Origin of the sequence: Pseudorhizobium marinum (genome assembly GCF_000705355.1) — a bacterium.
Lineage (GTDB): Bacteria > Pseudomonadota > Alphaproteobacteria > Rhizobiales > Rhizobiaceae > Neorhizobium > Neorhizobium pelagicum.
Genome location: NZ_JMQK01000047.1, coordinates 1 through 10,794, shown reverse-complemented (window position 1 = coordinate 10,794; position 10,794 = coordinate 1). Strand labels below are relative to the sequence as shown.

Annotated in this window: 12 protein-coding genes and 1 pseudogene; 1 reads left to right on the top strand and 12 read right to left on the bottom strand. The window is 64.7% G+C overall.

The window, feature by feature from the left end:
- Positions 1-139: 139 nt before the first annotated feature.
- From EO99_RS0125045 to EO99_RS0125015, 7 genes are all read right to left on the bottom strand, one after another.
- Entirely contained in the window at positions 140-2,143 is a 2,004-nt protein-coding gene (locus tag EO99_RS0125045; RefSeq protein ID WP_029621278.1) for an acetyl-CoA carboxylase biotin carboxylase subunit, read from the bottom strand.
- A 37-nt stretch (positions 2,144-2,180) separates the two neighbouring features.
- Positions 2,181-2,576 (bottom strand): hypothetical protein, encoded by a 396-nt coding sequence (locus EO99_RS26130; RefSeq protein WP_051680090.1) that lies wholly within the window; start codon positions 2,574-2,576, stop codon positions 2,181-2,183.
- Positions 2,577-2,598: 22 nt separating this feature from the next.
- Positions 2,599-2,976 (bottom strand): hypothetical protein, encoded by a 378-nt coding sequence (locus EO99_RS0125035; RefSeq protein ID WP_029621276.1) that lies wholly within the window; start codon positions 2,974-2,976, stop codon positions 2,599-2,601.
- An 11-nt stretch (positions 2,977-2,987) separates the two neighbouring features.
- A complete protein-coding gene (gene yghU / locus EO99_RS0125030) occupies positions 2,988-3,914 on the bottom strand; it encodes a glutathione-dependent disulfide-bond oxidoreductase (RefSeq protein ID WP_029621275.1) in 927 nt (308 codons plus the stop codon).
- 107 nt (positions 3,915-4,021) lie between these two features.
- Positions 4,022-4,300, bottom strand: a complete 279-nt coding sequence (locus EO99_RS0125025) for a DUF2442 domain-containing protein (RefSeq protein ID WP_029621274.1) — start codon at positions 4,298-4,300, stop codon at positions 4,022-4,024.
- On the bottom strand, positions 4,278-4,517 hold the full coding sequence (locus EO99_RS27095) for a DUF4160 domain-containing protein (protein WP_077067177.1): 240 nt from the start codon (positions 4,515-4,517) through the stop codon (positions 4,278-4,280). The genes EO99_RS0125025 and EO99_RS27095 overlap by 23 nt, the downstream gene beginning before the upstream one ends.
- An 8-nt stretch (positions 4,518-4,525) precedes the next feature.
- Positions 4,526-6,058 carry an acyl-CoA carboxylase subunit beta gene (locus tag EO99_RS0125015; protein ID WP_029621272.1) on the bottom strand — a complete coding sequence of 511 codons (1,533 nt, stop codon included), beginning with the start codon at positions 6,056-6,058 and terminating at the stop codon, positions 4,526-4,528.
- A 164-nt stretch (positions 6,059-6,222) separates the two neighbouring features.
- Between EO99_RS0125015 and EO99_RS0125010 the strand changes: the two genes are divergently transcribed.
- Positions 6,223-7,266, top strand: coding sequence for an NAD(P)-dependent alcohol dehydrogenase (locus EO99_RS0125010; RefSeq protein ID WP_029621271.1), 1,044 nt, complete (start codon positions 6,223-6,225; stop codon positions 7,264-7,266).
- A 4-nt stretch (positions 7,267-7,270) separates the two neighbouring features.
- On the opposite strand, the gene EO99_RS0125005 is transcribed toward EO99_RS0125010, so the two are convergent.
- The 5 genes and pseudogenes from EO99_RS0125005 to EO99_RS27925 form a co-directional block, all read right to left on the bottom strand.
- Positions 7,271-7,975, bottom strand: coding sequence for a ParA family protein (locus EO99_RS0125005; protein ID WP_029621270.1), 705 nt, complete (start codon positions 7,973-7,975; stop codon positions 7,271-7,273).
- 116 nt (positions 7,976-8,091) lie between these two features.
- Positions 8,092-9,174 (bottom strand): protein-glutamate methylesterase/protein-glutamine glutaminase, encoded by a 1,083-nt coding sequence (locus EO99_RS0125000; protein ID WP_029621269.1) that lies wholly within the window; start codon positions 9,172-9,174, stop codon positions 8,092-8,094.
- A 4-nt stretch (positions 9,175-9,178) separates the two neighbouring features.
- Positions 9,179-10,036, bottom strand: a complete 858-nt coding sequence (locus EO99_RS0124995) for a CheR family methyltransferase (protein ID WP_029621268.1) — start codon at positions 10,034-10,036, stop codon at positions 9,179-9,181.
- Positions 10,037-10,049: 13 nt separating this feature from the next.
- Positions 10,050-10,541: a chemotaxis protein CheW gene (locus EO99_RS0124990; RefSeq protein ID WP_029621267.1), complete on the bottom strand. Its 492-nt coding sequence runs from the start codon at positions 10,539-10,541 to the stop codon at positions 10,050-10,052.
- A 2-nt stretch (positions 10,542-10,543) separates the two neighbouring features.
- Positions 10,544-10,794: pseudogene (locus EO99_RS27925) on the bottom strand (methyl-accepting chemotaxis protein); the annotation flags it as partial.

Sequence of the window (10,794 nt, the reverse complement as noted above, 5' to 3'; positions counted from 1 at the left end):
ACGCCTGCCGGTGTATCCGAGAGCGGAACGGCATCAGTCTGCCTCACAATCTGACGGTGTGGAAAATTTCGACCTTGATTTTTCTCAAGCCGTTGATTTTCCTGAACCCGCTGCAGAAAGTCTTCCCCCTTTTCCGGGCCTATTCGAACTCCATGATCAGCTCGTCGACGGCAAGGCTCTGGCCGGCGGTGGCGGCGACGCGTTTGACGACACCCTTGCGCTCCGCCTTCAGGACGTTCTCCATCTTCATGGCCTCGACGCTCGCCAGCGTCTGGCCCGCCTCGACGACGTCGCCTTGCCTGACGAGCACGGAGGTGATCACCCCGGGCATCGGGCAGAGCAGCATCCGCGACGTATCCGGCGGCAGCTTCACCGGCATCAGCCGGGCCAGCGCGGCAACGCGGGGGCTGCGGACCCTGGCGGTGACGTCCATGCCGCGGCTGCGCAGCCGGATGGCGGTGCCGCTGAGCTCGACCTTGACCCCCATCGGGCTGCCGCCGACGTGGAAATGCGCCAGCGTCTGGCCCGGCAGCCAGTCGGTCTCCACCGACAGCGGTTCACCCTCGGCAAGGCGGACCCTGGCTCCCTCGGCAACAGTCTCGATGCGGCCGGCGATCTCGGCGCCCGACAGCGTCACGACCCAGTCCTTCCCGACGACGCGGCGATGGTTGCCGATCGTGCCGGAAATCTGCGCCGCCCGCTGCTGCAGCCTCTGGTGGATAACCATGGCGATGGCGGCAAGCCGGTGCAGTGCCGCCGCATCGGGTGCGACGCCGGAAAAGCCCTCGGGAAATTCTTCGGCAATGAAGGCCGTGGTGATCTTGCCGGAGCGGAAGCGCGGGTGCGCCATCACCGCCGACAGGAACGGCAGGTTGTGACCGATGCCCTCGACCTCGAAACCGTCCAGGGCGTCGCCCATGGCCTCGATGGCGGCGTCGCGGTCCTTTCCCCAGGTGCAGAGCTTGGCGATCATCGGGTCGTAATACATCGAGATCTCGCCGCCCTCGAAGACGCCGGTATCGTTGCGGACGATGGTGCCATTGCCGCGCTCGCCCTCCACCGGCGGCCGGTAGCGGCTGAGGCGGCCGATCGACGGCAGGAAGTTGCGATAGGGGTCTTCCGCGTAGAGCCGGCTTTCGATCGCCCAGCCGTTCAGCCGAACGTCCTCCTGGCCGAAGGACAGTCGTTCGCCGGCCGCGACGCGGATCATCTGCTCGACGAGATCGATGCCGGTGACGAGTTCGGTGACCGGGTGCTCCACCTGCAGGCGCGTGTTCATCTCCAGGAAGTAGAAATTGCGGGCGCCATCGACGATGAATTCGACCGTGCCGGCCGAGTGGTAGCCGACCGCCTTCGCCAGAGCGACCGCCTGCTCGCCCATGGCGCGGCGCGTGGCCTCGTCGAGGAACGGCGAGGGGGCTTCCTCGATGACCTTCTGGTTGCGGCGCTGGATGGAGCATTCCCGCTCGCCGAGATAGAGCACGGTGCCATGCGTGTCGCCGAGCACCTGGATCTCGATGTGGCGCGGATCGGTGACGAACTTCTCGATGAAGATGCGGTCGTCGCCGAAGGAGCTTTTCGCCTCGTTCTTCGAGGACTGGAAACCCTCGCGGGCCTCGGCATCGTTCCAGGCGATCCGCATGCCCTTGCCGCCGCCGCCGGCCGACGCCTTGATCATCACCGGATAGCCGATCTGGCTGGAAATCCTGACCGCCTCGTCGGCATCCGCGATCAGCCCCATGTGGCCGGGAACGGTGGAGACGCCGGCCTCCGCGGCCAGCTTCTTGGAGGTGATCTTGTCGCCCATCGCCTGAATGGCGTTGACCGGCGGGCCGATGAAGATGATGCCTTCCTTCTCCAGCGCCTCGGCAAACAGCGGGTTCTCCGAGAGAAAGCCGTAGCCGGGATGCACGGCATCGGCGCCGGTCTTTCGGATGGCGTCGAGGATCTTCTCGATGACGATGTAGGATTGCGAGGAGGGGGCAGGACCGATGTGCACGGACTCGTCGGCCATGCGCACATGCAGCGCATTGGCATCCGCGTCCGAATAGACCGCGACGGTGGCAATGCCCATCGCCTTCGCCGTCTTGATGACCCGGCAGGCGATCTCGCCGCGGTTGGCGATGAGGATTTTCCGTATCATTTGAATTCACTCCCTGCGGTTCAAGCTCCCTTAACCGCTATTCCTTGGCCGCTTTCTTCAAGCCCTTCGCGACGCTCTGCTCGTTGTTCACCTCACCAAATGCTTGCGGAAAATTCTTGCGGGCGAGCGCTTCGTTCAGCTTCAGCTTGGCGAAATAGGATTGTGGATCGAAGCCGCGTTCGGCCGCGAGGATTTCGCGCCCGAACAGGCGGCAGAGACGTTCGCCATCGAGGTTCCCGCGCTCGAAGGCTTCCGTGCCGAAGAACTGCCAGAGCGCCTGAACGAAGCCGAGGTCGGCCAGCGCGACCGTCGGGTCCATGGTGCGATGACGAGGCCAGTTGGTGAGCGGCGTCACCTTGGGGTTTGGCCGCCGCAGCGTGTATTGCCATTGCGTTCCCGGCAGGCCCGGCGGAAAGCCCTGATGCTTGGGCATGAGCGGTTCTTTTGCCATCGCATCACACCTCGAACACGTCTTCGAAGGATTCCGGAAAGCTCTGCCGCGCCACCCTCTCGTCGATCACGAGTAGGGCTTCGTAGGATTGCGGATCGAAACTCTTCTCGGCCGCGACGATCTCGCGGCCGAAGAGGAGGTTGATGCGGGCGGCATCGAGATTGCCCCGTTCGAAGGGTTCGTTCCCGAAATGATGCCAGAGCGCATGCAGGAAGGCGGCGTCGATCCGGTGCTCCTTCGTGCCCGTACGGGCATGCCGTGGCAGTGCCCGGATCGGCGTCACCCCCTTCGGATTGGCGCGCCGGATGGTGAATTGCACGCCCGTGCCCGGCATGCCGGATGGAAAGCCGCGGTGTTTCGTCATGTCGGGCAGGGTTGCCATGCGTATGCTCCTCAGGCCTGGCCGGTCGTCTGGTGGCCGCTCTTGTCCTGTGTCTTCGTGTCGAAATCGGCGGCGTCGTGGCGCTCGTGCAACTGGCTCGAAGGATCGCCGTAGGTGCGGTTGACCATGGCGCCGCGCTGCACGCCGCGCCGCTCGCCGACCTGCTTCGTCCAGCGCTGGACATGCGCATACTCGTCGACGGAGAGGAAGTCGCCCGCGTCGTTATAGGCGTCCTTCTCGGCCAGCCGCCCATACCAGGGCCAGATCGCCATGTCGGCGACGGTATATTCGGTGCCGGCCATGTATTCGTTCTCCGCCAGGTGCCGGTTCAGCACGTCCATCTGGCGCTTCACCTCCATGGCGTAGCGATTGATCGCATATTCGATCTTCATCGGCGCATAGGCGTAGAAATGGCCGAAGCCGCCGCCGAGGAAGGGCGCCGAGCCCATCTGCCAGAACAGCCAGTTCAGCGCTTCGGTGCGGCTGCGCGTCTCCGTCGGCAGGAAGGCGCCGAATTTTTCCGCCAGATAGACGAGGATCGAACCGGACTCGAAGATGCGAAGCGGCTTGCCGCCGTCCTTCGGCGCATGATCCATCAGCGCCGGGATCTTGGAGTTGGGATTGACCTCGACGAAGCCCGAGCCGAACTGATCGCCATCGCCGATCCGGATCAGCCAGGCATCGTATTCGGCGTCCGCATGGCCGGCGCCGAGCAGCTCTTCGAGCATGATCGTCACCTTGACGCCGTTCGGCGTGCCCATGGAATAGAGCTGCAGCGGGTGCTTGCCGACCGGCAGTTCCTTCTCGCGCGTTGGACCGGCGACCGGCCGGTTGATGCTGGCAAAGGCGCCGCCGCTCTCGCTGTCCCAGGTCCAGACCTTGGGCGGCACATAGCCGGCGGGGAGGTTGTTTTCGGGTGGGAATTTGGTGTCGGTCATGAAAATTCGTCCTTCTGATCGGGGGCGTCAGCGGGTGACGGGGAGAATATAGGAAGGGCGTCTTCCACCTGCCGCAGGCTGAAGTCCTTTTGATGCTCCGTTCAACATTATTCAGCCGCCTCCGCCGGCGGCTTGGCGCCGGGATACTTCTTTCCCTTCAGCATCCCCTCGATGCTCAGATCTTCGTCGAGATCGGGCCAGTGAACGCCATAGGGGGACAGCTCGATCCTGTTGCGCTGCTCCGGTGTTGCAGCGAGAAGCGGCGGGTACCACCACAATGGCGTCGACAGGACAGCCCCATCGGCGAATTCCACGACAAGCGCGGTGGCCGTGCAACGGGCATCCTTCGGCTCCAGCAGATCGTCATCGATTTCCAAAGTGCTCATTCCACTTCTCCAGAAATTCTTGCTGATGATCCCTTACGACCTTGAGAAGATCGTTGAGTTCCTGATCGGTACAACGCTTGTTTCGCGCGATCGCAAGTCGCTCGATCCAGATCTTGGTTTCCTTGCGGTCCTTGCGGATATGTACGTGAGGGGGTTCATCACGATCAAGGCTGTAGAATTCAAATCGCCAGCCTCGCCACTCGAACACCTTTGGCATGTTCCCTCCTAAAGCGGGATCGTGTCATGCTTCTTCCAGTGTGTCGTCACCTGCTTGTTGCGCAGCGAGGCGAAGGCGCGGGCGATGCGTTTGCGCGATGAATGCGGCATGATCACCTCGTCGATGAAGCCGCGCTCGGCGGCGACGAAGGGATTGGCGAAGCGCGCCTCGTATTCGGCCGTGCGTCCGGCTATCTTCTCCGCATCGCCGAGTTCGGAACGATAGAGGATCTCGGTGGCGCCCTTGGCGCCCATCACCGCGATCTCGGCCGTCGGCCAGGCGTAGTTGATGTCGGCGCCGATGTGTTTCGAGGCCATCACGTCATAGGCGCCGCCATAGGCCTTGCGGGTGATCAGCGTCACCATCGGTACGGTCGCTTCCGAATAGGCAAACAGGAGCTTGGCGCCGTGCTTGATGACACCGCCATATTCCTGCGCCACGCCCGGCAGGAAGCCGGGAACATCGACCAGCGTCAGGATGGGAATCGAAAACGCATCGCAGAAGCGCACGAAGCGGGCGGCCTTGCGCGAGGAATCGATGTCGAGGCAGCCGGCGAGCACCATCGGCTGGTTGGCAACGACGCCGACGCTCTCGCCCTCGATGCGGATGAAGCCGGTGATGATGTTCTTTGCATAGGCCTCCTGGATCTCGAAGAAGTCGCCCTCGTCGGCAATCCCGGTGATCAGCTCCTTCATGTCGTAGGGCGTCGCGGCGCTGTCGGGGATCAGGCTGTCGAGCCGCATCTCCAGCCGCGACGGATCGTCGTGAAAGGGCCTGACCGGCGGCTTCTCCCGGTTGTTGAGCGGCAGGAAGTCGAAGAGCAGCCGCACCGCCTCCAGCGCCTCGACGTCGTTCTCGAAGGCGGCGTCCGCGACGGAGGATTTCTTCGTATGGGTCGAGGCACCGCCGAGCTCTTCCGCGGTCACGATCTCGTTGGTGACGGTCTTCACCACGTCTGGGCCGGTGACGAACATGTAGGATGAGTCGCGCACCATGAAGATGAAGTCGGTCATCGCCGGCGAATAGACGGCACCGCCGGCGCAGGGTCCCATGATCACTGAGATCTGCGGGATGACGCCCGACGCCTCCGCATTGCGGCGGAAGACCTCCGCATAGCCGGCAAGCGAGGCGACCCCTTCCTGGATGCGGGCACCGCCGGAATCGTTGAGGCCGATCACCGGGGCGCCGACGCGCACGGCCATGTCCATGATCTTGCAGATCTTCTGCGCATGCGTCTCCGACAGCGAGCCGCCGAGCACGGTGAAGTCCTGGGAGAAGACATAGACCTGGCGGCCGTTGATGGTGCCCCAGCCGGTGACGACGCCATCGCCGGCGATCTTCTGGCCGTCCATGCCGAAGTCGACCGCCCGGTGGGTGACATACATGTCGAACTCCTCGAAGGAGTCCTCGTCGAGCAGGACTTCAATCCGCTCGCGAGCCGTCAGCTTGCCCTTGCCGTGCTGGGCGGCGATCCGCGCGTCGCCGCCGCCGAGCCGTGCCTCCGCCCGGCGCCGTTCCAACTCCTGCATCACTGCGCGCATGCGTCCTCCCGAATGTCTTTTTTCTTTTGTAACCGCTTGCGGCGCCGGCGCAAACTTATCCCTGCCGGGAGTATGAATATTTGTCGGCGCTTCGCATCCGCTACCTTGGTATCGACGCCGGCAGGGATTAATTGTGAAAGCGCAAGACAAGGAGAGTTTACGACATGCAGGCGCTGGTTCTGGAAGAAAAGGGTGTGCTCTCGCTGCGGGAGATCGATCTGCCGCTTGCCGTCGGTCCGGGGGATGTGAAGATCGCCATCCACACCGTCGGCGTCTGCGGCAGCGATGTGCATTACTACACCCACGGCGCCATCGGCCCCTTCGTGCTGCGCGAGCCGATGGTGCTCGGACACGAGGCGGCAGGTACCGTGGTCGAGGTCGGCACCGAGGTGAAAGACCTGAAGGTCGGCGACCGCGTCTGCATGGAGCCCGGCATTCCCAATATGTCGTCGCGGGCGACCAAGCTCGGGCTCTACAATGTCGATCCGGACGTGCGCTTCTGGGCGACGCCGCCGATCCACGGCGTGCTGGCGCCCTACGCGGTCCATCCCGCCGCCTTCACCTACAAGCTCCCCGACAGCGTCTCCTTCGCCGAAGGGGCGATGGTCGAGCCCTTCGCCATCGGCATGCAGGCGGCGGCGCGCGCCCGCATCAAGCCGGGCGACCTGGCGGCCGTCATCGGCTGCGGCCCGATCGGCATCATGGTGGCGCTGGCAGCGCTTGCCGGCGGCTGCGCCCGCGTCTTCATCTCCGACCTCAGCGCCGAGAAGCTGGCGATCGCCGGCCAGTATCCGGGGATCGTGCCGGTCAACATCACCGAGCGTCCCTTCGCAGAGGTCCTCGCCGAGGAAACCGGCGGCTGGGGTGCGGACGTCGTGTTCGAGGCAAGCGGCAGCCCGCGGGCCTTCGACGGGCTCTTCGACCTGGTGCGGCCGGGCGGTGCGGTGGTGCTGGTCGGCCTGCCGGTCCACAAGGTGGAGTTCGACGTGGCTGGTGCCATCTCCAAGGAGGTGCGCATCGAGACCGTCTTCCGCTACGCCAATATCTTCGACCGGGCGCTCGAACTGATCGCGTCTGGAAAGGTCGACCTGAAGCCGCTGATCACCGGGACCTTCGACTTCGACCGGTCGATCGAAGCCTTCGAGCGGGCCGCCAAGGGCGATCCCTCGGACGTCAAGCTGCAGATCAGGGTCGGCGAGGGGGCTTGAGGCGTCAGGCCGCGCGGCGGTTGCGGCGCGGCTTCGTCTGCCGCACGGGCAGGGGCACCCGCATGACCATCTCGTCGGCAAACATCCGGGCGTTCTCGCGCGCCTTGTCGAGGTTGCTGACCTGCGTCTCGTCCATTGTGTGGAGCGAACCGCCGCAGTCGAAGACATCGCGGAAGGCCGCGCGCTCGACGATCGGAGTGTTCAGGACATTGACCTGGCGTTGCGCCAGGAGACCCTTGACGGCGAGGAGCGCGCGGGTGGTGACCATCGGGTTGACCCGCGTCAGCACGACCGAATGGGCGACCCGGATGCCGGCCCGCCGTTCCAGGTACTGCAGCAGTTCGAGAACATTGGCGCCGCCCTGGGCGTCCATGGCGCAGCCCTGGATCGGGATCAGCACATGGTCGGAAAGGCCGATGGCGGTGGCCAGAAGCGAGGTGCGTGCGCCCGGCAGGTCGATGATAAAGTAATCCGTCGTCTCGCGGCTGTCGGCGATGTTGCGCTCGATGGTGCTGGTGTTCACGTAGGGGATCACGCCGATCAGGCTGTTCGGCGGTGACAGCTTGTACCAGCGGGTGATCCATTGCTGCGGATCGGCGTCCAGAATGGTGACGCGATAACCTTGTTGTGCGAGTTCGGTCGCGAGCAGCAGAACGGCGGTGGTCTTGCCGGCGCCGCCCTTGGTGTTGGCAAAGGTGATGACTGGCATTTCGGTCCCCAAAGGCGATCCCCGAGCCTGATGCTCCGACCGGACACCCTCATGACGCCGTTGAGCGCAATGTTCCAGAACATGGTTAACAAAGCATGAAGGGGTCGTGCTGGAGCCTAGCGCCGGCGGTCCGCAGCAAGGATCTCGCGCGCGATCTGCTCGAGCGGCACGATGCGGTCGACGCCGCCGCGGGCAATTGCCTCCTTCGGCATGCCGAAGACCACCGAAGTGGCCTCGTCCTGGGCCAGCGTGAAGGCACCGGCCTCGTGCATCTCGAGCATGCCGCGGGCGCCGTCGTCGCCCATGCCGGTCATGATCACGCCCATGGCATTGGCGCCGGCGGAGCGTGCGGCGGATCGGAACAGCACATCCACCGACGGGCGATGGCGGCTGACGAGCGGGCCGGTTCGGACCGAGACCTGGTAGCGGGCACCGCGACGCTCGAGCAGGGTGTGCTTCTCGCCGCCGGGGGCAATCAGCACATGGCCGCGCAGGACCGGGTCGCCGTCGGCGGCTTCCTTGATCTCGACGGCACAGAGGCCGTTCAACCGGTTGGCGAAGGCGGCGGTGAATTTCTCCGGCATGTGCTGGACGATGACCATGCCGGGCGCATTGGCGGGCAGCGCCTCCAGCATTTCCCGCAGCGCCTCCGTGCCGCCCGTGGACGCGCCGACGCAGACGACCATCTCCGTCGTCTTGGCCATGGCGCCGGCCCTGGGCGGCGGCAGCACGGCGTCGGCGGTCAGTCTGGCGCTGGGAGCATCGGCGGGCTTGTAGCGCCGCAGCTTGCCGACCTGCGCCCGCGCCGCCGACTTGACCACGGTGCGGATGCGTTCGCCGCATTCGGCCAGATGGTCGGCCGCACCGATCTTCGGCTTCAGGATCACGTCGACGGCACCCGCTTCCAGCGCCTGCATCAGCGTCTGTGAGCCGGCTTCGGTGAGCGAGGAGCACATCACCACCGGGATGGGGTGCTGGCTCATCAGCTTGCGCAGGAAGGTGATGCCGTCCATCTGCGGCATCTCGACATCGAGCGTGATCACGTCGGGGACGTCGTCGCGGATCTTGCGGGCGGCCATGAAGGGGTCGTTCGCCGTCCCGATCACCTCGATTTCCGGGTCCGCGGAGAGAACCGCCGTCAGCGTCTGCCGGACGCTGGCGGAGTCGTCGACGATCAGTACCCGGATTTTCTTGATCATGAGCTCACACGCGCTTGAAGATGGTATTGGCAACCTGGCGAAGCGGCAGCTCGAGACCCGCGACCGTTTCCGAATGTCCGATCAGCAGGTAGCCCCCCGGCAACAGGCAGTCGCAGAGCCGCGACAGCACCCGCTGCTGCGTCGGCTTGTCAAAATAGATCATCACGTTGCGGCAGAAGATCACATGCATCAGGTCGCCGACCGGATAGGAGGCATCCATCAGGTTAAGCCGCGCAAAGCCGACCCGGGAGCGCAGCTGCGGCGCGATCCGCACCTCGTTGCGTTGGCGGTTGGCCGAGCGCATGACATATCTTTGCATCATGGCCGCCGGCACCGGTTGCAGGAGGTCGGCGGGATAGATGCCCTTGTGCGCCTTCTGCAGCACCTCCGTGGAGAGGTCGGTCGCCAGCACGAAGAATTCGCGCTCCGGCGCCGAAGCCGCCAGGAAATCGGCAAGCACCATCGCCATGGTATAGGGCTCGGCGCCGGTCGAGCAGGCCGAACTCCAGGTTCGAATCCGCCTGTCGCCGAAGGTCTGCAGGATGTCGGGCAGGCCGGTTTCGACCAGATATTCGAAATGCTTCGGCTCGCGGAAGAAGTCGGTCTTGTTGGTGGTGACCGAATCGATCAGGTGCAGCGATTCGGTCGCCAGGCCATCGGCTTCGAAGAGATAATCGCAATAGGCGTCGAAGTTGTCGAACCCGGTGACCCGAAGGCGCCGGCGCAACCGGCCCTCCAGCATCGTCACCTTGTTGGGCGGCATCTTGATGCCGCTGTAGTCGTAGATGTATTTCGCCAGCCGATTGAAATTCCGCTGGCTCAGCCGGTCGTCGAGAGGCTGGCTCTTCGCTGCGATACTCAAATAACGTCTCCGATCAGGCCACACGGGCGGCCGGTGCGACACCGGACAGGGCAGGTCCGGCATCGGAGAACAGCCGGGCGAGATCGACGATGACCACGAAGCTCTGGTCGCGCCGCACGACGCCGGCGATGTAGTCGGAACGCCAGCGGATGCCGATGTCGGGTGCTGCCTCGATCTGTTCCTGCCGGAACGGCACGACCTCGTAGACCCGGTCGGCCACGAGGCCGAGCGCCAGGAGCTTGTCGCCGATCGGCACGTCGAGCACGAGGATGCGGGTGTGCGGGGTCTTCACCGTCGCGCTCATCCCGAGCCGCAGGCGCAGGTCGATCACCGGCACGCCCTGGCCACGCACGTCGCGCAGGCCGAGCAGATAGTCCGGCCCGTGCGGGATCTTGAAGGCATCCTCGTGGTCGAGGATTTCCCGGACAACCCCGACCGGCACGGCGAAGAGTTCCTCGCCGAGGCTGAAGGTGACGAATTGAAGTTCTGCGGATGGTGCGGTCATGGTTATGCGCTCTCCCTGAAGTCTGCGTCTTCCGAATCCGGACCGCCCATCGACAGGTCCAGCGCGAAGCCCTTGGCGCGGGCCTGCTGTGCCATCACCGACTGGTCGGGCTTGTGCGCCTTGACCGCTGGACGAGCGGCCGGACGGGGCATGGACTGGCCGGGTGTCCTGGGCTGTGCCAGCGGTGCGACCTTCGCACTCTTCCCGGTCGAGGTGTCGACGCGGAAGAAGGCGATCGACGCCTGCAGTTCTT

Bases quoted from the DNA above. Each gene is read 5' to 3' on its own strand.
- EO99_RS0125045 (WP_029621278.1), bottom strand. From the start codon at position 2,143: ATGATACGGAAAATCCTCATCGCCAACCGCGGCGAGATCGCCTGCCGG.
- EO99_RS26130 (WP_051680090.1), bottom strand. From the start codon at position 2,576: ATGCCCAAGCATCAGGGCTTTCCGCCGGGCCTGCCGGGAACGCAATGG.
- EO99_RS0125035 (WP_029621276.1), bottom strand. From the start codon at position 2,976: ATGGCAACCCTGCCCGACATGACGAAACACCGCGGCTTTCCATCCGGC.
- yghU (WP_029621275.1), bottom strand. From the start codon at position 3,914: ATGACCGACACCAAATTCCCACCCGAAAACAACCTCCCCGCCGGCTAT.
- EO99_RS0125025 (WP_029621274.1), bottom strand. From the start codon at position 4,300: ATGAGCACTTTGGAAATCGATGACGATCTGCTGGAGCCGAAGGATGCC.
- EO99_RS27095 (WP_077067177.1), bottom strand. From the start codon at position 4,517: ATGCCAAAGGTGTTCGAGTGGCGAGGCTGGCGATTTGAATTCTACAGC.
- EO99_RS0125015 (WP_029621272.1), bottom strand. From the start codon at position 6,058: ATGCGCGCAGTGATGCAGGAGTTGGAACGGCGCCGGGCGGAGGCACGG.
- EO99_RS0125010 (WP_029621271.1), top strand. From the start codon at position 6,223: ATGCAGGCGCTGGTTCTGGAAGAAAAGGGTGTGCTCTCGCTGCGGGAG.
- EO99_RS0125005 (WP_029621270.1), bottom strand. From the start codon at position 7,975: ATGCCAGTCATCACCTTTGCCAACACCAAGGGCGGCGCCGGCAAGACC.
- EO99_RS0125000 (WP_029621269.1), bottom strand. From the start codon at position 9,174: ATGATCAAGAAAATCCGGGTACTGATCGTCGACGACTCCGCCAGCGTC.
- EO99_RS0124990 (WP_029621267.1), bottom strand. From the start codon at position 10,541: ATGACCGCACCATCCGCAGAACTTCAATTCGTCACCTTCAGCCTCGGC.